Raw genomic sequence first — 22,453 nt, 5'->3', positions numbered from 1 at the left:
CCTCACGGGCGGCCCGGGCGCCGTAACGAGCTGCCGAACCCCACGGCCAACGGCATCCGCAGCCCCAGCGGCGGCGGGGCGGCGAGCGCGTCCTCCACCGGCCGGGAGAGCGCCCGGCCGAACAGCGCGCCCATGACGAAGTCCTCGGCCAGCGCGAGGACTTCACCGCGGTACTGATGCAGCCCGTGGCCGTCGGAGTGCACCTCGAACCGGCACACGTCCCGGTTCGCCTTCTTCGCCCGTGCCGCGAGCCGGAACGACAGTTCGGGGTCGCAGCGCTCGTCCTTGGTGCCGTGCACGATCAGCACCCGCCGCCCGGCCAGCTGCTTCACCGGTTCGGGTGGAGCGGCCATGTCCTCCTCCGGCAGCCAGGGAGCGATCGCCAGCACGGAGTTGACGGCCTCGTGACCGCCCGTCCGCAGCGCGGCCCGCGCGCCCATGTCGACGCCGGTCAGGCACACCGGGACGTCTCCGTAACGCCGTACGGCCTCGTCGGCCGCCCAGGCCGCGTCGGCCGCGAGATGCGCCTCGCTGCCGTTCCAGCCGCGGTAGCGGTAGTGCACGGCGTGCACGGCGAGGCCCTCCTCGCGTCCCGCCCGGGCCAGCCTGCGCCCCAACCCCCGTACGGAGGCGGCCGCCCACACGGCGGACGGCCTCCGGCTGGACACCTCCTCGCCGCCCGGGAGCAGCAGCACCACCCCGCTCACCGCCGTCGGCGCGGGGCCGAGCGCCTTCCCCAGCCGGACCGTCCGAACCGGCGTCACATCCTGTGCCATGACAGAACAGTGTCAGAAGCGCCGTTGTACTCCACCTGTCCGGGCGGTCACCGTTACGTATCGGCGGAGTTGTACAGCGCGCCGTCTACGCGCGTAGGAGTTAGAGTGCGGAAATGACGAGCCAGAGCACCCAGGCGGGCATCACCCCGAGCTCGGACCAGATCCGGCGGGCACCCAAGGTTCTGCTGCACGACCATCTCGACGGCGGGCTGCGTCCCGGCACGATCGTCGACCTCGCCCGGGACGCCGGGTACGCCCAACTTCCCGAAACCGACCCCGACAAGCTCGGCACCTGGTTCAGGGAGGCCGCCGACTCCGGTTCGCTGGAACGGTACCTGGAGACCTTCTCGCACACCGTCGGCGTGATGCAGACCCGCGACGCGCTCGTCCGGGTCGCCCGCGAGTGCGCCGAGGACCTCGCCGAGGACGGTGTCGTCTACGCCGAGGTGCGCTACGCGCCGGAACAGCACCTCGACGGCGGACTGAGCCTCGAAGAGGTCGTCGAGGCCGTCAACGAGGGCTTCCGGGAGGGTGAGCGCACGGCCCGGCGCAACGGCCACCGCATCCGCGTCGGTGCCCTGCTCACCGCCATGCGGCACGCGGCCCGCGCCCTGGAGATCGCCGAACTCGCCAACCGCTACCGGGACCTGGGGGTCGTGGGCTTCGACATCGCGGGCGCGGAGGCGGGCTTCCCGCCCACCCGACACCTCGACGCCTTCGAGTACCTGAAGCGCGAGAACAACCACTTCACCATCCACGCCGGCGAGGCCTTCGGGCTGCCGTCGATCTGGCAGGCCCTCCAGTGGTGCGGCGCCGACCGGCTCGGCCACGGGGTGCGCATCATCGACGACATCGAGATCGCCGCCGACGGCAGTGTGAAGCTCGGCCGGCTCGCCTCCTACGTCCGCGACAAGCGCATCCCGCTGGAACTGTGCCCCAGCTCCAACCTGCAGACCGGAGCGGCCGCCTCCTACTCCGAGCACCCCATCGGCCTGCTGCGCCGGCTGCACTTCCGGGCCACCGTCAACACCGACAACCGTCTGATGTCCGGCACCAGCATGAGCCGCGAATTCGAGCACCTTGTCGACGCGTTCGGCTATACGCTCGACGACCTCCAGTGGTTCTCCGTCAATGCTATGAAGTCAGCATTCATTCCTTTCGATGAACGACTTGCCATGATCAGTGACGTGATCAAGCCCGGATATTCCGAGCTGAAGTCCGAATGGCTGTTCCAGCAGACCGCCTCCACCAGCGGTTCTGCGGGTACCGAAGGCTGAGTAGCGGTTTTCCGGGGCACGGAATGCGGGCGGGTGTTCACCATCCGTCCGCATTTCGATGTTTGCCGCCGACCCCTCTCCGTGTTTACGGTCGAGAACCGCTCAGTTCCCCGTATCCCATTCGAGGACGCATTCATCATGAAGCAGTCTGCTGCCAAGACCCTCGGTGTCGCCGCTCTCGGTGCCGCCTTCGCCGCAGTCGGTGCGGGCGCCGCGAACGCCGCCCCGGCCGTCCCGGACGCCACGCAGGCCCTGGACGGTGTCACCAGGACGCTGCCGGCGGAGAAGCTGACCTCGGCGCTGCCCGCGGCCGGTGAGGTGCTGACGCAGGCCCAGCCGGCGCTCGGTGCGGGTCTGACCGCCGTGCAGCCGGTCGCCGAGAAGGTGCTCGCCGAGGGGCCGACCGCGCCCGTCTCCGGTCTGCTCGGTGGCCTGCCGCTCAAGGGCCTGCCGACGCACGGCCTGCCGGTGAACGGCATCCCGCTGGGCTGAACGGCACCGCCCGTCACGCACGACACGCCGTCGGGGCGCACCCGGAAACACCGGGCGCGCCCCGACGGCGTTGCTGTGGACGGCCTCACCAGGCCGTGCGCGCCGCCTTCTCCTCCGACGGCAGCAGGACCCACAGCGCTATGTAGAGCAGGAACTGCGGGCCGGGCAGCAGGCAGGAGAGCACGAAGATCACGCGCATCGTGGTCGCGGAGGTGCCGAAGCGCCGGGCCAGCGCGGCGCACACTCCGCCGATCATGCGGCCGTTGGTGGGGCGAGCGAGGCTGGACATCTGCGGCTCCTTCGCGAGCGATGGGGGCCCCACCCGCTCGAGCGAAGTCGAGAGGGGGGCGGAGGCGGCCCCTGTGGCCCCTCCATCTGTCTTCCACGCTACGGTGACGAAGGGGACGAAGCGTCGCTCTACGGTGCGACCCCGACCCTGGGAATCCTCGGGGTCAGACCCTGAGCGGCCTCCTCCTGACGGACCGCGGCCCGTCCCCGGCGCTCGTCCCTGCGGCGCAGCCACGCGCGTGCCGTCGGCACCACCGCGACATGCGCCAGCGCCACGCCCAGGGTGTTCAGCAGCATCGAGTCGACGTCCACGACCTGACCGGGCACCCCGGTCTGCAACAGCTCGATACCCAGCGACAGCAGGGCGCCGGCCGTGACCGTACGGATCAGGGAGGCGAGCGGCGAGACCCGGAGCCTGCCGTGCACCAGCGGCAGCAGAAAGCCCAGCGGGGCCAGCAGCCCCAGCCCCTCGCCGATCCGCCGGGCCGCCTCGGGCCAGCCCAGTCTCAGGTCGGCCCGGATCCCGTCGAACGGATGGAGGTTGGCCGGCACCACCCAGGGGACGTTGAGCGGGCGCAGCGCGACCCAGGCGACGAACACGAGATGGGCGGCCAGGAGGAGAATCCCGGTCGCGCGGATGCGGATCGCGGCGCTGCCGCCGATGGAGCCTTGACGCTGCACGCCCCCCAAGACGCGACCCCCGGCACGATCGGTTCCGGCCCGTCCCCCGACACCGGAACGAGTCACCCGCCCCGCCCGGCCGCCACGGCCTTCCGACAGACGGTGACCTGCGACGACCACGGCCGGCGGGCGCCACGTGAGGCGTCCGCCACACCGGCCGGACGCCCGGTCCGGGTCAGCCGCCGTCGGTGACCGCCGAGGACGGGGGCTCCGTGCTGCCGGGGCGGGAGCGGACCTCGTCGGTGCACTCGTAGCGGCGCAGCGGGTCGGAGCCGGGGCCGCCCAGCACCACCTTGCCGTCGCCCTCGGCCGCCGCCGAGTCGGAGAACGTACAGACGAGCTGGGCGAGGGCGTACGAGGTCAGGTCGCCGGGCGGGGTGCTCAGCCGCAGCGCGTCGTCGGGGTCGTTCGCACCGGGCCCGCGGACCGTCATGCCGCCGCGCACGTCCGTCGTGTACCCGGCCTCCTTCTCGCCCGTCGACGGCGACTCGGCGAGCTGGTCGAGCAGGCCCTGCGCCACCAGGACCCGCCGCTCGAAGTCCGCCGCGCCGTTCGGCACCCGCACGGACCGGTCGACGGTCACCAGCGACGAACCGCACAGCAGGAACACCTGCACCGGCACTCCCGCCCGGGCGGACTGTGACGTCACGTCCGGCTCGGTGAGCGAGCAGCGCGCCCGGGAGGGGGCGGGCCCGAAGTCGGTCGGCACCTCGGTCGCCCGGATCCCGCAGCCGGCGAGCAGACCGGCCAGCACGGGCACGGCGAGCAGCCGTCGTACCGTCGCACGGCGCATGGTCACTACGCGTCCCCCTTGTCCTGCACGGACTTCCCGGACTTCCCGGACTGCACGGGCACGGAGTGGACGGACGGCGTCGGCCGCGCGGCCCGCTCGTCCTCCTCGCCGCCCTGCTCCGCCGCCTCCAGGACGCCCCGGGGCAGCCGCAGCGTGAACACCGCACCGCCCTCCGGGGAGTTGGCGGCGGTGATCTCGCCGCCGTGGATGTGGGCGTTCTCCAGGGCGATGGACAGACCGAGCCCGCTGCCCTCGGAGCGCGGCCGGGAGGCGCTCGCCTTGTAGAACCGGTCGAAGACGTGCGGCAGCACCTCCTCGGGGATGCCCGGCCCGTGGTCGCGCACCGAGATGACGACCGCGTCGTCCGCCGCCGACACCGACACCCGCACCGGCGAACCGCCGTGCTTGAGCGCGTTGCCGATGAGGTTGGCGAGGATCACGTCCAGCCGGCGCGGGTCGAGCAGGGCGTGGATGCCGCGCTCGGCGTCCAGGTCGACGGCGTCCAGCCAGGCGCGCGCGTCGATGCAGTGGGTGATCTGGTCGGCGACATCGACGTCGTCCAGGACCAGCCGCGCCGTACCGGCGTCGAAGCGGGTGACCTCCATCAGGTTCTCGACGAGGTTGTTCAGCCGCCGTGTCTCGCTGACGACCAGCCGCACCGCGGGCTCGATCATCGGGTCGATGCTGCCCGACTCGGCGTCCAGCTCCTCCTCCAGCACCTCCGCGACCGTGGTGATGGCGGTCAGCGGAGTCCGCAGCTCGTGCGACATGTCGGCGACGAACCGCCGCGAGGCGTTGTCCCGCGCGGCCATGTCGGCGACCCGCTTCTCCAGGGACTCCGCGGCCCGGTTGAACGTCCGTGACAGATCGGCGAGTTCGTCCGTCCCGGAGACCCGCAGCCGGGTGTCGAACCGGCCCTCGCCGAGCCGCCGCGCCGCGACGCCCAGCCGGTGCACCGGCTTCAGCACGGTGGTCCCGGCGGCCTGAGCGAGCAGCGCGGCCCCGATCAGCGCCAGGCCGGTGGCGATCCCCAGCGACCAGGCCAACGAGTTGAGGTCCTTGGCCTCCGGCTCCAGCGACTTGCGCATGTACCCGGTCGGCCCGCCCCCGTTCACCTGCGTCCCGGCCACCAGATACGGCGTTCCGTGGTCGACGACCCGCTGCCAGTACAGGTGGTACGGCGCCGTGTTGCCGCCCGTGACGTCCTGCCGCTTGTTCACCGCCGTACGCAGCGCCCCGGGCACGTCCTCCAGCGAGAACCCGTTGAGGCCGCCCGAGTTGCCGTAGACGGTCTTGCCGCCGGAGTCCTCGCCCACCAGCAGCACGCTGAAGCGCTGGCTGCTGTTGGCCATCTGCCCGGCGGTGTGCTGGAGCTCGTCCTGCGACGGATGCTCGGGCAGCGAACCCGCCCGGTTCTCCATCTCCTGCTCGAAGTCCCGCAGCACCGCACCCTGGGTACGGGTCAGCACGGCCTCGCGGTTGAGCCAGTACGCGATGCCGGACGCGGACACCGCGGCGGTCAGCGCCACCGCCCCGAAGACGACGACGAGCCGCAGCCGCAGGCTGGTGAAACGCAGCCGCGAAAGCCTTCCCTTACGCGCCGCGGACCAGCCGCGGAGCCCCCCTTGCCGCTGTGTCACTGAGGGGCGTCCAGGCGGTAGCCGACGCCGCGCACGGTACGGATCAGGACCGGGGACGACGGCACGTCCTCCACCTTGGCCCGCAGCCGCTGGACACAGGCGTCCACCAGCCGCGAGTCGCCCAGGTAGTCGTGCTCCCACACCAGCCGCAGCAGCTGCTGCCGGGACAGGGCCTGCCCAGGCCGCCGGCTCAGTTCGAGCAGCAGCCGCAGTTCGGTCGGCGTGAGCTGCAGATCCTCGCCGTTCTTCGTCACCGTCATCGCCGCGCGGTCGATGACGAGACTGCCGAACGTCGCCGAATCGCTCGACTCGCGCTCTCCACGCCGCAGCACGGCCCGGATCCGGGCGTCCAGCACCCGGCCCTGCACGGGTTTGACGACGTAGTCGTCGGCGCCGGACTCCAGCCCGACGACCACGTCGATGTCGTCGCTGCGCGCGGTCAGCAAGATGATCGGCAGTTGGTCGGTGCGCCGGATGCGCCGGCACACCTCGAATCCGTCGATGCCGGGCAGCATCACGTCCAGCACGATGAGATCCGGCCGCTGCTCGCGCAGCAGCTTCAGACCGTCCTCACCGCTGGCAGCGGTGGCCACCCGGTGTCCCTGGCGCGTCAGTGAGAGCTCCAGGGCCGTACGGATGGCGTCGTCGTCCTCGATCAGCAACAGGGAAGGCACGGGCTCATTCTGGCCCATGAGGGGGCTGTCGTTCGACCTGTGGGTCGGTGGTGAGGCGCCAGAGGGAGATGGTTTCCGCGGCGCGGGCCGAGTGCGGGGGGTCGGACACATCACGCGAACGCCTGTGCCGGGGCCGTACACCGGTACGGCCCACAGCCCGCAGACCTGCGGTTTCGACCAGCCGGAGCAGCTCCTCGCGGGTGCGCAGACCGAGGTGTTCGGCCACATCGGACAGGATCAGCCGGCCCTCGCCGCCCGGCCGCAGGTGCCGCCAGGAACCCGCCCGACATCGCGCTGTCCTCGTCGTACACCCCCGGTTCCAGGGCGGCGGTCGGCCGGTGTCGCCTACCGCGGACGGACGGTGGTGCGGGCCGCGCGCGACTTCGAGGTGTCGTGGCCGGTGGCGAACACCGCGTTCACGGCCGCGGCCGAGGCTGTGCTGCCGAAGGACACGCCGCCGGTGACGCGCCTGGGGATCGACGAGACCCGACGCGGGAAGGCGAAGTTCCGCCGAGATACATAAAGGATTCATATAAAATTGCTATGCTTCAGGCATGAGTCGCCGAGACGCCGCGCACGGCGCTTCCGATGCCATCGGGTCAGCCCTCTACGGTCTGGCCACCAGGGCCGTGAGACGCCTTCCCCGCGACATGAGCCTGACGTCCGCCGCCACCTTGGCCACCCTGGACAAGACCGGCCCTCGACGGATCACCGATCTGGCGGTGGCCGAGGGCGTCACCCAGCCCGCGATGACCGTCCTGGTCCGGGTGATGGAGGAATCCGGGCTGGTCGAGCGGAAGGGCGATCCGTCCGACAAGCGGGTCACGCTGGTGTGCCTGACCGAGGCCGGCGCGTCTTACGTCCGGACGCGACGCCAGGCGGGCATCGACGCGTACGCGCGGTTGATCGACGGACTCACCGGTGACGAGGTCGAGGCCTTGGCGGCAGCCCTTCCGGCGCTGCTGCATCTGGCGGAGCTCGAAAGCCACGCCCGAGAGGAGTCGGACCGGTGACCGCGGCCCAGGCTCATGACCAGCCCATGAGCACTGCCCTGATACCTCCCGAGGCACGTCTGCTGGTCCCCGCCCTGATGTTCATCGCCCTGGTCGTGGCGGCGGTCGCCAGCCTCGGGACGCCGCTCATCACCAGCGTGGCGACCACGTTCCACGTCTCCCTCGACAGTGCGCAGTGGACGCTGACCATCGCCCTGCTCAGCGGCGCCGTCGCCACACCCGTCCTCGGCCGGCTCGGAGCCGGTCCGCACCGGCGGGCCACGATTCTCGCCACGCTGGCGATCGTCGTCGTCGGCGGCGCGCTCACCGTGCTGCCGCTGCCGTTCGCCTGGCTGCTCGTGGGCAGAGCGGCCCAAGGCGTCGGACTCGGTCTCACGGCGCTGATGATGGGCGTGGCCCGCGACCATCTTCCCGAGGAGCGCAGCGCGGCCACGATCGCCCTGATCTCAGTGGTCTCCATCATCGGAGCCGGCGTCGGCTACCCGCTGGCCGCGCTGCTCGCCGAGTTCGGCGGACTGCGGGCCGCCTACGGCCTCGGCCTGCTCGTCACCGCCATCGCCTTCGTGACCGCGTGGCGCTCCATGCCCGCAGCTCCCGAAGGCCGCTCCGCTCACGTGAACGTGGCCGGTGCGCTCGTCCTGGCGGGTGGACTGTTCCTCGTCCTGTTCCTGGCCGGAGAGAGGAGCCTGTGGAGCCGACACCTCGCCGTGGCGGTGACCCTTGCCGTCGCCGCCGTACTCCTGCTCTTCGTCTGGACCGTTTCCGAACTGCGAACCAAGACGCCCCTGGTCGACGTCCGGGCGGTACGGCACCCGGCGGTCGCCGGGGCGAACATCGCCATGCTCGTCGGCGGGAGCGGCATGTACCTCCTGCTCACGCTCATCACCCGCTACGCGCAGACGCCGCACAGCGCCGGCTACGGCTTCGGACTGACCACCTTCGTGGCGGGGCTGGTCCTCATCCCGTTCTCCGTGCTGGGGTTCGTCGCCGGCAAGCTCACGCCGCGGGTCCGCGAACGGATCGACGGCCCCCTGCTCCTGGCCGGCAGCGCCGCCATCGTCGGCGGCGGGTTCGTCCTGTTCGCCACCGCCCGGTCCAACCTGGCCGAACTGCTCGCGGCCATGGGCGTGCTGGGCTTCGGCGTCGGCAGCTTCTCGGCCGCCATGCCCGGCGTCATCCTGGCCGTCACCCCCAAGAGCGAGACGTCGAGCGCCATGAGCCTCAACTACGTCGTCCGCAGCGTCGGGTACTCCCTGGGCAGCGCCATCGGCGGTCTGGTCCTGGCCGCCGGGACCGCCACGGGCCGCCTCTTCCCGAACGACGACGCCTACACGACCGCGGCGCTGGTCGGCGTCGCCGCGATGGCGATCACGACGATGGCCTGCCTCGCCCTCGCCCGCCGACGCTCACCCGAAACCAATCCGAACACAGGAGATACCGTGGTCAAGGGCTATTGGGTCAGCGTCTACCGCACCATTGCGGACCCCGAGAAGCTGGCTGCCTACAACAAGCTGGCTGGTCCCGCCGTAAGAGCCGCAGGCGGGCGGCTGCTCGCCCGCGGCGGCCGGGTCGTCGCACACGACGCCGGAATCGCCGAGCGCACCGTCCTGATCGAGTTCGACAGCTTCGAACAGGCGGTCGCCGCACGTGCGAGTGCGGCCTACCAGGAGGCACTGGCCGCACTCGCTGACGGCGTCGAGCGCGACTTCCGCATCATCGAAGGCCTCGACTGACGATCGAGGCCGCGTCGGCGACGAACACGAAGCCGACTGCGGGGATCACCCCGGCCCGTCAGCGCGCCGCACCGTCGCGAACAGCGTCAGGCAGGTGGCATCGGCGGTGATGTCCGGTCCAGGCGGAACCCGCGCCCGGCCCGGTGCGGGCGCCCTGCCGGGAGTCACCCCGGCAGGGTCCCGCGGGGACCTGCGCGGACCAGGTCAACTGCCGTACCCCGGACGCCTGTGGACGGTCTGTGGAGTTGTCGTGACAGGCCCCTGTGACAGGTCTGTGACAGTCGGCGGACACGGCGATGAAGTGCCCCGGGCAATCTTTTGGTCACGGGCAAGGCGACGCCGAAACACAGCGGAGCCGGACCGGCGCAGGAGACCGAACACCGGAAGTCCACGACGGGGGGCGCGAGATGAACACGCTGCACGGTATGAGCACCAACGCAGTCGCAGTCGTCACGCGTCTGCACGACGTACACCGGGGTTCCGAGAAGTCCGGTGCCGTGAGCGGGCGGGGGTGCGCTCGCGGCACCGGGCGACAGCACACCGCCTTCATGACGGTGGTGGACACGGGGGAACAGGCGGCTCACGGGGGAGCCGCGTACAGGGAGGACACGGGGGAGCGTCGCTCGCTGTCCGAGGCGGAGTTCACCGCCTACGTCCAGGAGCGCCGCGCCTCCCTGTACGCAACCGCCTACCACCTCACCGGCGACCGCTTCGAGGCCGAGGACCTGCTCCAGAGCGCGTTGTTCTCGACGTACCGGGCGTGGGAGCGGATCAGTGACAAGGCCGCGGTCGGCGGATACCTCCGCCGGACGATGACCAACCTGCACATCAGCGCGTGGCGCCGCCGCAAGCTGAACGAGTACCCGACCGAGGAGCTGCCGGAGACGGCCGGCGACACGGACGCGATGCGCGGCACCGAGCTGCGCGCGGTCCTGTGGCAGGCGCTGGCCCGGCTCCCCGAACTCCAGCGGACGATGCTGGTCCTTCGTTACTACGAGGGCCGCACCGACCCGGAGATCGCGGAGATCCTCGACATCAGTGTCGGCACGGTGAAGTCCAGCATCTGGCGGTCGCTCCGTCGGCTGCGCGAGGACGAGGTCCTCAGCTTCGGCCGTGACGAGGAAGACGCCTTCGGGGAGCTTGTCGCCTGAGGGTGAACGGGGGAAAGGCCCGGCTCCGCTCAGGGCAGCCGGTGAACGGGGGAGCACGGGGGAAGCGGTACCGGGGGGCCCGACGGGGGACGTCGGCGGAGCGGTACCGCGCAAGCACGGGGGAAGCACCACCCCGGGGGGACACGGGGGAGCACCGAGGAAGCGGGGCTGGAGGGCCGGGGGGTCCGTCCAGTCCCGCTTCTGCGTGTCCGCCCGCGCCGGCGTGAGCGTCCTAGGCGGCCGTACGCGCCGTCGGGGCGCGGTCGCCCGCCGTCGCCGCCGCCAGGCGGCCCAACGCCTCGTCGCGGTCGCAGGCGTGCGCCCCGAGCGCGGTCTGCCGGGCGACGATCGATCGTTCGGAGCGCATCAGCCGCCAGCCGCGGCGCAGCAGGAAGGGCACCGACTTGCGGCCCTCCTTCAGATCGCGCAGGAAGCGGCGGCGGAAGGTCTTCACCGGTCCGCGGCTCAGGCACAGCGCGTCGGCCAGAACGCCCAGTTCGCGGCACCGGTTCACGATCTCGGCGGCGAAGATGCCCTCCGCGATGAACACCGGGGTCCGTCCGATGTCGATCGCGTCCGCGCCGGTACGCGCGCTGAGCGAGATGTCGTAGACGGGAACGTTCGTACGGCCCGTGTTGCACAGTTCCACGATCGAGGCGACGGCCGTGTCCGCGTCCCACGAGCCGGGGTGGTCCCAGTCGATGTCGGAACTTCCGTCGACCAGCGGCAGCGTCGGGTCGTCGCCCTCCTTGTAGAAGTCGTCGAGCCGCAGCACCGGCAGGCCGGAGCGGGCCGCGAGCAGGGACTTGCCGGAGCCGGAAGGGCCGCAGAGCAGCACGACTCGCGTCGGTATGGGCGGAGGGGAGGTCACGGGACACCAGTGTGAGGCATCCCCCCGGCCGTCAACGACCCCGCGGGTCGGCTTTGATGTGCGCGTCACACCTCAACTACCCTTCGTGTCGACCTGATCACCTTGCGCATCAGAAGGCGGCATCGATGGCCCGACACGCTTCCCCCCAGACCCCCACCGGCCGGCGCGCCCTCGCCGCCCTCGCGACCGCCGGGGTTGCGCTGGGCGCCGGCGCCGGGACCGCCGCCGCGGCGACCGGCGAGCCGGTCGCCGACGTGGTGCGGACGAGGCCCACCTCGGTCGGTCAGCTCGACCCGCAGGCGGGAGTGCAGGGGGTGCTCGGCTCCCTGACGTACGTCACCGGCGCCGTGACCGGCCTCAAGCCCAACCCCCTCGCGGGCACCGGCGTCGACCCGCTCGACAACGGCGTCGGCACCCAGCTCGCCGACTTCAAGCCGCTGACCTCCCAGATGCTCACCGGTCCGGTGGCGCAGGCGCAGTCCATCGGCTCGGTCCCGGTGCTGGGTGACGTGACGAAGGCGCTGGGAGGCGTCACCAAGGTGCTGGGCGGCTGAGGCCGGCCCGCACGGACGGAAGCCGCGCCGCCCCCGGACGGAGGGGTGGCGCGGCTTCCGCGTTCCGGGGGCCCGGTGACCCTCCTAGTACGACGAGCCCGAGGCGCCCAGTGAACCCGTGGGGTGCCAGACCGTCTTCGTCTCCAGGAAGGCCGTCATGCGGTCGGTGCCGGGAGTTGCCGACCAGTCGTCCACAGGCTGTGGACGAAGGACGCGCTTCAGGTTGTCGGCCGCCGCGATCTCCAGCTCCTTCGCCAGCACGTCGTCGGCGCCCGCCAGGTCGATCGCGTTGACGTCCTGGTGGGAGGCGAGCGGCGCCGCGATCTCCGCCGTACGGCCGGAGAGGACGTTGACGACCCCGCCGGGCACGTCGGAGGTGGCCAGCACCTCGCCGAGCGACAGCGCCGGGAGCGGCGAGCGCTCGCTCGCGATCACGATCGCCGTGTTGCCGGTCGCGATCACCGGGGCGAGCACCGAGACCAGGCCCAGGAAGGACGAATCCTGCGGGGCCAGGACGGCGACCACGCCCGTCGGTTCGGGCGAGGAGAGGTTGAAGTACGGGCCCGCGACCGGGTTTCCGCCGCCCACGACCTGGGCGATCTTGTCGGTCCAGCCCGCGTACCAGACCCAGCGGTCGATCGTCGCCTCGACCTGGTCGGCGGCCTTGGCCTTCGACAGGCCCTCGGCCTCGGCGACCTCGTGGACGAACTGGCCCTTGCGGCCCTCCAGCATCTCCGCGACGCGGTAGAGGATCTGGCCGCGGTTGTACGCCGTCGCCCCGGACCAGCCGCCGAACGCCTTGCGCGCGGCGACGACCGCGTCCCGCGCGTCCTTGCGGGACGACTGCGGTGCGTTGGCCAGCCACTTGCCCTTTGCGTCGGTCACCTCGTACACCCGGCCGCTCTCGGAACGCGGGAACTTCCCGCCGACGTACAGCTTGTAGGTCTTGAAGACGCTGAGCCGCTGCTGCTGATCGGTCTTGTCGGTCTTATCGGACATCGAGGTACGCCTCCAGGCCGTGGCGGCCGCCCTCGCGGCCGAAGCCCGACTCCTTGTAGCCGCCGAACGGCGACGTCGGGTCGAACTTGTTGAACGTGTTGGACCAGATCACGCCCGCGCGGAGCTTGCTCGCCACCGCGAGGATGCGGGAGCCCTTCTCCGTCCAGATGCCGGCCGACAGGCCGTACGGCGTGTTGTTGGCCTTGGCGACGGCCTCCTCCGGCGTGCGGAAGCTGAGGACCGACAGGACCGGGCCGAAGATCTCGTCGCGGGCGACGGTGTGCGCCTGGGTGACGTTCGTGAAGAGCGTCGGGGCGAACCAGTAGCCGGACGTGGGCAGTTCGCAGGCCGGGGACCAGCGTTCGGCACCCTCCGCCTCGCCCTGCTCGACGAGCGAGGTGATGCGCGAGAGCTGCTCGGCGGAGTTGATCGCGCCGATGTCGGTGTTCTTGTCGAGCGGGTCGCCGAGCCGGAGGGTGGCGAGGCGGCGCTTGAGCGACTCCAGCAGCTCGTCCTGGATCGACTCCTGGACGAGGAGCCGGCTGCCCGCGCAGCAGACCTGGCCCTGGTTGAAGAAGATGCCGCCGACGATGCCCTCGACGGCCTGGTCGATCGGCGCGTCGTCGAAGACGATGTTGGCGCCCTTGCCGCCCAGTTCGAGCGTGACCTTCTTGTGCGAGCCCGCGACCTGCCGGGCGATCGCCTTGCCGACGGCGGTGGAGCCGGTGAAGGCGACCTTGTTCACGTCCGGGTGCGCGACCAGCGCGGCACCGGCGTCGCCGTACCCGGGAAGGATGTTGACGACGCCCTTGGGCAGGCCGGCCTGGCGGCAGATGTCCGCGAAGAACAGGGCGGACAGCGGGGTCGTCTCGGCCGGCTTCAGGACGACCGTGTTGCCGGTGGCGAGCGCCGGGGCGATCTTCCACGCCAGCATCAGCAGGGGGAAGTTCCAGGGGATGACCTGGCCGGCGACGCCCAGAGGCCTGGGGGACGCCCCGAAGCCGGCGTGGTCGAGCTTGTCGGCCCAGCCCGCGTAGTAGAAGAAGTGCGCGGCGACCAGGGGCAGGTCGGCGTCGCGCGTCTCCTTGATCGGCTTGCCGTTGTCCAGCGTCTCCAGGACGGCCAGTTCGCGGCTGCGCTCCTGGATGATCCGGGCGATGCGGAACAGGTACTTGGCGCGCTCGGAGCCCGGCAGCGCGGACCACTTCCCGAAGGCCTTGCGCGCGGCCCGCACGGCACGGTCGACGTCCGCCTCGCCCGCCTGGGCGATCTCGGAGAGGACCTCCTCGGTGGACGGCGAGACGGTCTTGAAGACCTTGCCCTCGGCCGCCTCGGTGAACTCACCGTCGATGAACAGACCGTAGGAGGGGGCGATGTCGACGACCGAGCGGGACTCGGGGGCCGGAGCGTACTCGAATGCGGATGCAGTCGTGGATGCCATGGTGATCAGTCCACCGTCACGTAGTCGGGGCCGGAGTAGCGGCCGGTGGCCAGCTTCTGACGCTGCATCAGCAGGTCGTTCAGGAGCGAGGAGGCGCCGAAGCGGAACCAGTGGTTGTCCAGCCAGTCCTCGCCCGCGGTCTCGTTGACCAGTACGAGGAACTTGACCGCGTCCTTGGTCGTCCTGATGCCGCCGGCGGGCTTCACGCCGACCTGGACGCCGGTCTGGGCGCGGAAGTCGCGCACGGCCTCCAGCATCAGCAGGGTGTTCGCGGGAGTGGCGTTGACGGCGACCTTGCCGGTCGAGGTCTTGATGAAGTCGGCGCCCGCGAGCATGCCGAGCCAGCTCGCCCGGCGGATGTTGTCGTACGTCGACAGCTCGCCCGTCTCGAAGATGACCTTCAGCCGGGCGGCCGTCCCGCACGCCTCGCGCACGGCGATGATCTCGTCGTACACCTTCAGGTACTTGCCCGCGAGGAACGCCCCGCGGTCGATGACCATGTCGATCTCGTCGGCGCCCGCGGCGATGGCGTCACGGACGTCCGCGAGCTTCACCTCGAGGGCGGCGCGGCCGGCCGGGAAGGCGGTGGCGACCGAGGCGACCTTGACGCCGGAGCCGGCGACGGCCGCCTTGGCGGTGGCGACCATGTCCGGATACACGCAGACCGCGGCCGTGGTCGGGGTCGTACGGTCGGTCGGGTCGGGGTGGACCGCCTTCGCGCCGAGCGCCCGGACCTTGCCCGGGGTGTCCGCGCCTTCCAGCGTCGTCAGGTCGACCATCGAGATGGCGAGGTCGATGGCGTACGCCTTCGCGGTCGTCTTGATGGAACGGGTGCCGAGCGCGGCGGCGCGCGCCTCCAGGCCGACCGTGTCGACGCCGGGCAGCCCGTGCAGGAAGCGGCGCAGCGAGCCGTCGGACGCCGTGACGTCCGTGAGTGCGTCGGCTGCGGTAGGTGTATTGGTGGGCATGGTCACCAGACGAGCATATCTACGCGCGTAGCTGCTGTACACCCCGTCGGTTGCATCCGTGCTCGTCGGCAACGGCGGGGCTGCGGATGAGCGGGCCGGTGGGCGTCGGGCAGAATCGGGGCCATGACGACCCCGGAAGACCAGTCACCCGAGCCGCAGCCTTCGGCACCCGAGACCAAGGACCGCATCTACCGGTCGCCCGCGGGCATGGCCGGTGGCGTGCTGCTGCTGGGCCTGGTGGGCTGGCTCGGCCTCGACGCGATCTTCGTGGGCGACGGGCGCACGCCGTGGCTGGCGCTCGCCTCGCTGATCCTGGTGGTGCCGCTGATCGTCGCCTTCACGCTGCGGCCGGCCGTGTTCGCGGGTCAGAACCGGCTCCGGGTGCGCAATCCGTTCCGGGTGATCGTGCTGCCGTGGGGACAGGTGGCCTCCTTGCGGTCCGGCTACTCCAACGAGGTCGTCGCCGCGTCGGGGAAGAAGTTCCAGCTGTGGTCCATCCCGGTCTCGCTGCGGGCGCGGAAGAAGGCGAACCGGCGGGAGTCCAAGGCGGCGGCGGAGCGGACCGGGCGGACCGGCGGCCGGGACGCCGCCCGGGGCGCCGGCGGATTCGGCGGCCTCGGCGGCGGGCTGTCGCGTGGCGGCGGCGCCGCCGTACCGGACGGGCCCGTGCGCGCCGAGACCGACCGGGTCATGGACGAGCTGCGGGAGCTGTGGGGGGCGCGCGAGAAGGAGGAGACCGCGCAGGGCGAGGTGACCGTGCGCTGGGCCTGGGAGATCCTGGGCCCGGCGGTGGCGGGAGCCGTGGTGCTGGGGATTCTGCTGGCTGTGGGGTGAGGGCGGCGCGGGGGGCCGGGTGTCGCGTGCGGGGCGCCGGGGGCACTGGGCCGGGTGTCGTGTGCGGGGTGCGGGGTGTCGGGCGCTGGGCGTGGCGTAGCGGGCGTCGCGTGTGGGGTGCCGGGCGGGCGACGCGGGGTGTCGCGTGTGGGGTGCGGCGCGGGGTGTGGGGGGTGTGGAGCCGGGGGCCCGGGGCGGGGTGCGGGTGGGGTGTCGAAGCTCGGTGCCGAGCCGGTCGTCGTCGGCCCAGCGGCGCCGCCGGTCGCCGGTGTCGCCGACGCCGTGGGCGACGCGGGCATCCCGGTGTGCGGCCCGTCGGGTGGGGCGGATTGTGATCTGGGCGTTGCCGTGGATCACAGGGTCTTTCGTCATCATCGGCACATGCTCTGATCGTCACGGGGCTTGGCGCCTGGCCCGGTGTTCACGGGCGTGGCACCTGGCGCGGTCGTGACGCGCGTGGCACGTGGCCTGATCGGCACCGGCGTGGTTCGTGTCCTGGTGGTCGCGGGCGTGGCACGTGTCCCGGTCGTGACGGCCGGTGTGGAGCTGGAGATCTTGTGGGTCGTAGGTAGGTCGGGGGAGCGATGAGTACAGATTCTGCTGAGGTTCTGCGGCTGCCGGGGGCGGTGATACCCGAGGGCTGCGTGTCCTGGGACGCCGAGCAGGCGGGGCGCTGGACGCGCGGGTTGCCGCCGCGCTGGGTGCCCGTGCGGGCGCGGACGTCCGTGTTCGTGGCGCTGCCGGTGGTGGCCGCTGGCGGTGCCGGTCTGCTGCACCGGTCCGCGGGACTGCCCGCCTGGGCTGCCGCGCTGGTCGCCCTGCACGTCGTGTGGCTGGTGCTGCGGCCCGAGGCCGCCCTGGTCCTCGTGCCGTTCGCCGTTGCCGTCGTGTCGACGCTCGGGGACCTCGCCTGGCCGGTCCGGTTGGGGCTGACGGCTGCGCTCGTGGGCGTCTGGGTGGCCGTGGGCCTGCGGCTGGCCGCGCGGAAGCGGCAGCGGGCGGCGGGGCTGGAGGCCGCCGGCGGAGTGAGCGCCGAGGTGCCCCGGGCGCCCGGGGGCGGGGGCGGACGGGCGGAGCGGGGCACGTTCCTGCTGTGGTCCGGGCTCGTCACGGTCGTCGCCGGAGGCGCCCTGTACGCCACCGCGGGCCTCTGGGACCTGGCCGAGGACCGACAGGTGGTCCCGGCGGCCGGCTGGTGCCTCGCCGGGCTCGGCCTCACCGTGCTGTTCTCGGCGGTGTCGGCCCGCCGCCGGGCCGTCGGCCTGCGCGGGGCGCCCGTCCCGGTGCTGCGCGTGCTCGTGCGGGAGAACGGCGACGTCGAGACCGAGGTCTTCGCCGCCGACGACCTCGCCGCGCTGCGCCCCCTGTTCACGGTCTCCACCATCGAGGTCGACGGGCGCGCGGACGACGACGAGCACGACGATGACGAGGACGACGCTGACGACGCTGACGACGCTGACGACGAGAGCCTTCGGGAGCTGATCTCGCGGATCGACGACGAGCGCGCCGGGCCGCTGCGCGAGGCCGTTCTGTACGGGACCCCCTACGACGGCGCCGAGGTCGTGTTCCTCGCCGCCGCCGACAAGGCCGGTGAGCCGCCGGTGGTGGAGGCGTCCGTCGGGCCCGTGCGGCCGGTGACGGCCCTCGCCTACCGGTGGCGGGCCAGGACCGAGCGGGGGAAGGCTCTCCGGGAGGCCCGGCAGGAGGAGCTGCGCGGGGCCGCCGCCGCGGTCGTCGGCGCCGAGCCGACCGGGCCGAAGACCGCCCTCGTGAAGGTGCGTCGGTGGCGTGCCGGGTGGGCCGACTGGTTCGCCGTCGGGCTGGTGCTGTTGTTCCTCCCGATCTACTGGGAGGACTCCGGGTGGTGGAGGTACGGCTACGGCCTGGTCGCCACGCTGCTCGCCGCCCTGCTGCTGCCGCGCCGGATCGCCTGGCGGGTCACCGCCGATCGCGAGGGCCTGTGGTTCAACGGTCTGAGCGGCCCCCGGTACCTCGCCTGGGACCACGTCCGGGCCGTGGGGTGCGAGGGTGCCCGGCTGCGGATCCACAGCCGGCAGGCCTCGTTCGAGGAATGGCGGGTGGCCTCGCCCCGCTGGCCCCGGCTGGAGACCAGGTTGGGCCTGCTGCACCCGTACGAGCGGACGGCCGCCGAGATCACCGCGATGTGGCGGGACCCGGAGGCCCGCCCGGCAGGCCTCGCCGACGAGCGGGAGCGGGGGCGGGCGCTGTGGCCGATCGGGATCGTCATCGGCGCCGTGGGCGCGGCGGCGGTGATCCTCCTGCCGTGACGACTCCCGCCGGGCGGTCCCGCCGTGGGTTCCGTTCGATGGCGTCGTCCGGGGTCCGCGTGCGGCGCCGGGGCACCCGGGAGGGGTGCCCCGGCGCACGTATGTCGTGGGTTCGGCCCACCACGTCGACGAAGGCGCCCGAGGAGACCGCGGCCGCGGGACCCGCCGTGCCGGGGCAGGGTCACCGGTAGGAGCCGGCCGTCGGCGTACGCGCGGACGGCGGCCCTCCTCCCTTGACGCCCGCCCGGCCCGTGCAGGGCCCGCCCCACGGGCTCGTGCGGCTCGGCTCTCCACCGCCCGGGTCGCCGACCGCTCAACGAGGACGGTGACGCCGACACCTCCGGTCAGGGATCGACCGATGCGCGCGGTTCGTGCGTCGCGGCCGCTGTGCCGGGCGTCCGAACGCCTCGCCGGGCCGGCCGAGCGTCATACGCGCGGCCGGCCCGGCGAGGTCCGTGCGGTCGGTGTGGCTGTGTCCCTCGGGTGCTTCCGGGTCAGATGCCGGCCGCCGCCGACAGGTCCTGCTTGATGGCGGTGAGCAGGTCGTCGGCCGTGCTGCGGGCCGTCGGGAGGTCGGCGTGGGTGGGGGCCGGGACCACGACCTCCAGGTAGCACTTCAGCTTCGGTTCGGTGCCGCTGGGGCGGACGATGACCCGGGCGCCGTCCAGCGTGTAGCGCAGGCCGTCGGTGGGGGGCAGCTTGTCGGTGCCCAGGGTGAGGTCCTCGGCCCGGGTGATGGCCAGGCCCGCGAGGGAGGCCGGGGGCCGCTCGCGCAGGCGCCGCATCGCGCGGGCGATGAGCGAGAGGTCCTGGACGCGTACCGAGAGCTGGTCGGTGGCGTGCAGACCGTGCTCCACGGCGAGGTCGTCGAGCAGGTCGAGGAGGGTGCGGCCCTCGGACTTGAGGGTGGAGGCGAGCTCCGTGACGAGCAGGGCGGCGGTGATGCCGTCCTTGTCCCGTACGCCCTCGGGGTCGACGCAGTAGCCGAGGGCCTCCTCGTAGCCGTAGCGCAGGCCGTCGACGCGGGCGATCCACTTGAAGCCGGTGAGGGTCTCCTCGTAGGGCAGGCCCGCCTTCTCGGCGATACGGCCGAGGAGGGAGGAGGACACGATCGACTCGGCGAACGTGCCCCGCGCGCCGCGTCGGACGAGGTGCGCGGCGAGGAGCGAGCCGACCTCGTCGCCCCGCAGCATGCGCCAGTCGCCGTCGTGGGGCACGGCCACGGCGCAGCGGTCGGCGTCCGGGTCGTTGGCGATGATCAGGTCGGGGCCGGTCTCGCGGGCCCTGGCGAAGGCCAGGTCCATCGCCCCGGGCTCTTCCGGGTTGGGGAAGGCGACGGTCGGGAAGTCCGGGTCGGGTTCGGCCTGCTCGGCGACGAGGACGGGCTCGGGGAAGCCCGCGCGGGCGAAGGCGGCCAGCAGGACGTCCTTGCCGACACCGTGCATCGCCGTGTACACCGTGCGGGCCGTGCGGGGGGAGTCCGCGGCGAGGACGGCGTCCGTACGGGCCAGATAGGCGTCGAGGACGGCGTCGTCGAGAGTCTGCCAGCCGGCCTCCGGACGCGGAACGTCCTTCAGGGCGGCGATCGCGTCGATCTCGGCCGCGATCCCGGCGTCGGCGGGCGGCACGATCTGCGAGCCGTCCCCCAGGTACACCTTGTAGCCGTTGTCGCGCGGCGGGTTGTGGCTGGCGGTGACCTCCACGCCGGCGACCGCGCCCAGGTGCCTTATGGCGAAGGCGAGGACGGGGGTGGGGAGGGGGCGGGGGAGCACGGCCGCGCGGAAGCCCGCGCCCGTCATCACGGCCGCCGTGTCGCGGGCGAAGTCCTCCGACTTGTGACGGGCGTCGTAGCCGATCACGACGACGCCGCCGGTCCCGCCGTTCTTCGTGAGGTACGCGGCGAGGCCGGCCGCGGCCCGGATCACGACGGAACGGTTCATCCGCATGGGCCCGGCCCCGAGCTCACCGCGGAGCCCCGCCGTACCGAACTGGAGGGTGCCGCCGAAGCGCTCGGCGAGCTCGCTGAGGTCTGCGGCCTCGATGAGCGCGGCGAGCTCGTCGCGGGTCTCCGGGTCGGGGTCCTCGGCGAGCCACGCGTGGGCGCGGGCGATGACGTCGTGCACGTCGGTGTCAACCTCTCGTCGTCTCGTGGTCCGGGTTCCCGGGGACTGCGGCCCCGGACCCCCATCGGCCCGGTACGGGCCTCGTCAAGCACCGGACGGTCCGAGTGGTACGGACCGGCGCCGCGGTGCGAGCGCCGCTACAGCCGGCCCAGCACCTGTGCCAGCAGGGAGCCCATGCGGGTCGCCGAGTCGCGCCCCGCCTGGAGGACCTCCTCGTGGTTCAGCGGCTCGCCGGTCATGCCGGCGGCGAGGTTGGTCACGAGGGAGATGCCGAGCACCTCGGCCCCGGCCTCACGGGCCGCGATGGCCTCCAGCACGGTCGACATGCCCACCAGGTCCGCGCCGATGGTGCGGGCCATCCGGATCTCGGCGGGCGTCTCGTAGTGCGGGCCGGGGAACTGGGCGTAGACGCCCTCCTCCAGCGTGGCGTCGATCTCCTTGCACAGGGTGCGCAGCCGCGGCGAGTACAGGTCCGTGAGGTCCACGAAGTTCGCGCCGAGGATGGGGGAGGTCGCCGTGAGGTTGATGTGGTCGCTGATCAGTACCGGCTGGCCGGGGCGCATGCCCTCGCGCAGGCCGCCGCAGCCGTTCGTCAGCACGATCGTCTTGCAGCCGGCCGCCACCGCCGTACGGACACCGTGGGCGACGGCGGCGACGCCGCGGCCCTCGTAGTAGTGGGTGCGGCCCAGGAAGACCAGCGCCCGCTTCTCGCCGATCTGGTACGAGCGGATCTTGCCGCCGTGGCCCTCGACCGCGGGCGGCGGGAAACCGGGCAGCTCGGTGACCTGGAACTCGGCGTCGGGAGCGCCCAGGGCGTCCACGGCCGGTGCCCAGCCGGAGCCCATCACGAGGGCGACGTCGTGGGTCTCGGCGCCGGTCAGTTCGCGCAGGCGTGCGGCGGCGGCGTCGGCCGCGGCGTGCGGGTCGCCCTGGATGTCGTCCGGGAGAAGAGATGCGTTCACGCGATGAGGGTAGCCGGTTCCGGCCTACGCGCGTAGATGACAGAGCCCACGGGATGGCGATCGTTGTCTTGTCGTTTCCAACGAGGGCGCCCGGCGGCGGGCGGTCACTCGTCCGTGATCAGGACGTCCTTGTCGTTGAACACCTCGACGATGAAGATCAGCAGGCGGCCGCGGCTGACCGTGTACTCGACGAGGATGTTCTGCGTCAGGCGGATCGTGCGGTCGTCGCCGGTGGACCCTATGGGCCTCGACACCGACAGGAACGGATCGCGAGCCAGCAGGGCGATACCTTTGTCGAACGAAGTGCGCTGTTGATCGTCGAGCCCGTCGCGGGCCGCGGCGGCCTGCACCGTGTAATAGACGTCGTAGGTGCTGGGGTGGCCCATGCGATCTCCCGTTGGTGCGCAGATGCTCCGAGTCTAGAAGGGGACCGCCTTCAGCAGGGCCTCTTGCGGAGCTCCATCACGTAATCGTGTGGTGCTCCCGCCGATTCCGCCGCGTCGGCGATCTCGCCCAGGTAGCGGGCCGCGGGCAGGCCGCCCTCGTAGCCGTTCAGCACGAACATCCAGGCGGACTCCTCCCGGTCCATCGTCTGCACCCGCACCCGGGCGCGCCGGTAGATGCCGAGACTCACGCCCTCCCAGCGGTCCAGCGAGTCCTCGTCCATGGGGGCGACGTCGTACAGCGCGACGAAGACCTGCGCGCCGGGGTCCGAGGGATCCTCGACGACCGTCGCCAGCGCGCCCTCCCAGCCCAGCTGTTCGCCGCCGAACGTCAGTCGCCACCCGTTCAGCCAGCCGGTGGCACGCAGTGGCGAGTGGGGAGCGCGGCGGGTCATCAGCCGCGCGTCGAGGTTGCCGGCGTACGCGGCGTAGAGCGACATGCAAGGAGAGTA

At 72.2% G+C, this 22,453-nt stretch carries 24 protein-coding genes; 10 read left to right on the top strand and 14 right to left on the bottom strand.

Going from position 1 to position 22,453, the window contains the following annotated elements; translation table 11 throughout:
- Window positions 1–2: 2 nt before the first annotated feature.
- Window positions 3–776 carry a prolyl oligopeptidase family serine peptidase gene (locus OHU34_RS16130; RefSeq protein ID WP_142265886.1) on the bottom strand — a complete coding sequence of 258 codons (774 nt, stop codon included), beginning with the start codon at window positions 774–776 and terminating at the stop codon, window positions 3–5.
- Between the two features lie 113 nt (window positions 777–889).
- Between OHU34_RS16130 and OHU34_RS16125 the strand changes: the two genes are divergently transcribed.
- Both OHU34_RS16125 and OHU34_RS16120 read left to right on the top strand, forming a co-directional pair.
- Complete coding sequence (locus OHU34_RS16125; protein WP_142265887.1) at window positions 890–2,053, top strand: adenosine deaminase; 1,164 nt, start codon at window positions 890–892, stop codon at window positions 2,051–2,053.
- A gap of 138 nt (window positions 2,054–2,191) precedes the next feature.
- Window positions 2,192–2,545 (top strand): ATP-binding protein, encoded by a 354-nt coding sequence (locus OHU34_RS16120; protein ID WP_142265888.1) that lies wholly within the window; start codon window positions 2,192–2,194, stop codon window positions 2,543–2,545.
- A gap of 85 nt (window positions 2,546–2,630) precedes the next feature.
- Here OHU34_RS16120 and OHU34_RS16115 read toward each other — a convergent pair whose 3' ends face one another.
- From OHU34_RS16115 to afsQ1, 5 genes are all read right to left on the bottom strand, one after another.
- Window positions 2,631–2,834, bottom strand: a complete 204-nt coding sequence (locus OHU34_RS16115; protein ID WP_142265889.1) for a PspC domain-containing protein — start codon at window positions 2,832–2,834, stop codon at window positions 2,631–2,633.
- A gap of 128 nt (window positions 2,835–2,962) precedes the next feature.
- Window positions 2,963–3,514, bottom strand: a complete 552-nt coding sequence (locus tag OHU34_RS16110; protein ID WP_142265890.1) for a VanZ family protein — start codon at window positions 3,512–3,514, stop codon at window positions 2,963–2,965.
- Window positions 3,515–3,689: 175 nt separating this feature from the next.
- Entirely contained in the window at window positions 3,690–4,307 is a 618-nt protein-coding gene (locus OHU34_RS16105; protein ID WP_142268031.1) for a hypothetical protein, read from the bottom strand.
- 5 nt (window positions 4,308–4,312) lie between these two features.
- Entirely contained in the window at window positions 4,313–5,947 is a 1,635-nt protein-coding gene (locus tag OHU34_RS16100) for a HAMP domain-containing sensor histidine kinase (RefSeq protein WP_142265891.1), read from the bottom strand.
- The gene (afsQ1, locus tag OHU34_RS16095) at window positions 5,944–6,621 is read right to left on the bottom strand and encodes a two-component system response regulator AfsQ1 (RefSeq protein WP_028807033.1); all 678 of its coding nucleotides are present in this window, start codon (window positions 6,619–6,621) and stop codon (window positions 5,944–5,946) included. The genes OHU34_RS16100 and afsQ1 overlap by 4 nt, the downstream gene beginning before the upstream one ends.
- 124 nt (window positions 6,622–6,745) lie before the next feature.
- Here afsQ1 and OHU34_RS16090 point away from each other — a divergent pair, with 124 nt between their 5' ends.
- The 4 genes from OHU34_RS16090 to OHU34_RS16075 all read left to right on the top strand — a co-directional run bounded on the left by OHU34_RS16090 (window position 6,746) and on the right by OHU34_RS16075 (window position 10,518).
- Window positions 6,746–7,144 carry a hypothetical protein gene (locus OHU34_RS16090; RefSeq protein WP_405766903.1) on the top strand — a complete coding sequence of 133 codons (399 nt, stop codon included), beginning with the start codon at window positions 6,746–6,748 and terminating at the stop codon, window positions 7,142–7,144.
- A 31-nt stretch (window positions 7,145–7,175) separates the two neighbouring features.
- Window positions 7,176–7,634, top strand: a complete 459-nt coding sequence (locus tag OHU34_RS16085) for a MarR family winged helix-turn-helix transcriptional regulator (RefSeq protein ID WP_405766901.1) — start codon at window positions 7,176–7,178, stop codon at window positions 7,632–7,634.
- A gap of 26 nt (window positions 7,635–7,660) precedes the next feature.
- Window positions 7,661–9,367 (top strand): MFS transporter, encoded by a 1,707-nt coding sequence (locus OHU34_RS16080; RefSeq protein ID WP_405766898.1) that lies wholly within the window; start codon window positions 7,661–7,663, stop codon window positions 9,365–9,367.
- Window positions 9,368–9,774: 407 nt separating this feature from the next.
- A complete protein-coding gene (locus tag OHU34_RS16075) occupies window positions 9,775–10,518 on the top strand; it encodes a SigE family RNA polymerase sigma factor (RefSeq protein ID WP_142265893.1) in 744 nt (247 codons plus the stop codon).
- A 232-nt stretch (window positions 10,519–10,750) separates the two neighbouring features.
- Here the strand turns inward: OHU34_RS16075 and OHU34_RS16070 are convergent, their stop codons facing one another.
- The gene (locus OHU34_RS16070) at window positions 10,751–11,389 is read right to left on the bottom strand and encodes a uridine kinase (protein WP_405766894.1); all 639 of its coding nucleotides are present in this window, start codon (window positions 11,387–11,389) and stop codon (window positions 10,751–10,753) included.
- A 125-nt stretch (window positions 11,390–11,514) separates the two neighbouring features.
- Here OHU34_RS16070 and OHU34_RS16065 point away from each other — a divergent pair, with 125 nt between their 5' ends.
- Window positions 11,515–11,943, top strand: a complete 429-nt coding sequence (locus tag OHU34_RS16065) for a hypothetical protein (RefSeq protein WP_160159999.1) — start codon at window positions 11,515–11,517, stop codon at window positions 11,941–11,943.
- An 84-nt stretch (window positions 11,944–12,027) separates the two neighbouring features.
- On the opposite strand, the gene OHU34_RS16060 is transcribed toward OHU34_RS16065, so the two are convergent.
- Genes OHU34_RS16060 through deoC form a run of 3 tightly spaced genes read right to left on the bottom strand, consistent with a single transcriptional unit; the run spans window position 12,028 to window position 15,351 of the window.
- Complete coding sequence (locus tag OHU34_RS16060) at window positions 12,028–12,942, bottom strand: aldehyde dehydrogenase family protein (protein WP_142265897.1); 915 nt, start codon at window positions 12,940–12,942, stop codon at window positions 12,028–12,030.
- The gene (locus tag OHU34_RS16055) at window positions 12,932–14,383 is read right to left on the bottom strand and encodes an aldehyde dehydrogenase family protein (protein WP_142265898.1); all 1,452 of its coding nucleotides are present in this window, start codon (window positions 14,381–14,383) and stop codon (window positions 12,932–12,934) included. The genes OHU34_RS16060 and OHU34_RS16055 overlap by 11 nt, the downstream gene beginning before the upstream one ends.
- Window positions 14,384–14,388: 5 nt before the next feature.
- Window positions 14,389–15,351, bottom strand: coding sequence for a deoxyribose-phosphate aldolase (deoC, locus tag OHU34_RS16050; RefSeq protein ID WP_142265899.1), 963 nt, complete (start codon window positions 15,349–15,351; stop codon window positions 14,389–14,391).
- A 123-nt stretch (window positions 15,352–15,474) separates the two neighbouring features.
- Between deoC and OHU34_RS16045 the strand changes: the two genes are divergently transcribed.
- From OHU34_RS16045 to OHU34_RS16035, 3 genes are all read left to right on the top strand, one after another.
- Window positions 15,475–16,185: a PH domain-containing protein gene (locus OHU34_RS16045; protein WP_142265900.1), complete on the top strand. Its 711-nt coding sequence runs from the start codon at window positions 15,475–15,477 to the stop codon at window positions 16,183–16,185.
- A 210-nt stretch (window positions 16,186–16,395) separates the two neighbouring features.
- A complete protein-coding gene (locus OHU34_RS16040) occupies window positions 16,396–16,575 on the top strand; it encodes a hypothetical protein (RefSeq protein WP_405772562.1) in 180 nt (59 codons plus the stop codon).
- Between the two features lie 194 nt (window positions 16,576–16,769).
- Window positions 16,770–18,473: a hypothetical protein gene (locus OHU34_RS16035; RefSeq protein WP_405766890.1), complete on the top strand. Its 1,704-nt coding sequence runs from the start codon at window positions 16,770–16,772 to the stop codon at window positions 18,471–18,473.
- Window positions 18,474–18,967: 494 nt separating this feature from the next.
- Here the strand turns inward: OHU34_RS16035 and OHU34_RS16030 are convergent, their stop codons facing one another.
- From OHU34_RS16030 to OHU34_RS16015, 4 genes are all read right to left on the bottom strand, one after another.
- The gene (locus OHU34_RS16030) at window positions 18,968–20,596 is read right to left on the bottom strand and encodes a phospho-sugar mutase (RefSeq protein WP_405766889.1); all 1,629 of its coding nucleotides are present in this window, start codon (window positions 20,594–20,596) and stop codon (window positions 18,968–18,970) included.
- Between the two features lie 137 nt (window positions 20,597–20,733).
- Window positions 20,734–21,558, bottom strand: a complete 825-nt coding sequence (locus OHU34_RS16025; protein WP_020128138.1) for a purine-nucleoside phosphorylase — start codon at window positions 21,556–21,558, stop codon at window positions 20,734–20,736.
- Window positions 21,559–21,662: 104 nt separating this feature from the next.
- The gene (locus tag OHU34_RS16020) at window positions 21,663–21,944 is read right to left on the bottom strand and encodes a type II toxin-antitoxin system RelE/ParE family toxin (protein ID WP_142265904.1); all 282 of its coding nucleotides are present in this window, start codon (window positions 21,942–21,944) and stop codon (window positions 21,663–21,665) included.
- Between the two features lie 50 nt (window positions 21,945–21,994).
- Window positions 21,995–22,441 carry a gamma-glutamylcyclotransferase gene (locus OHU34_RS16015; RefSeq protein WP_020128136.1) on the bottom strand — a complete coding sequence of 149 codons (447 nt, stop codon included), beginning with the start codon at window positions 22,439–22,441 and terminating at the stop codon, window positions 21,995–21,997.
- Window positions 22,442–22,453: the final 12 nt, after the last annotated feature.

It is taken from the genome of Streptomyces sp. NBC_00080 (genome assembly GCF_045041255.1).
GTDB lineage: Bacteria > Actinomycetota > Actinomycetes > Streptomycetales > Streptomycetaceae > Streptomyces > Streptomyces coriariae.
The sequence above is the reverse complement of the archived record's forward strand: the minus strand, read 5'-3'. Positions and strand labels throughout refer to the sequence as shown.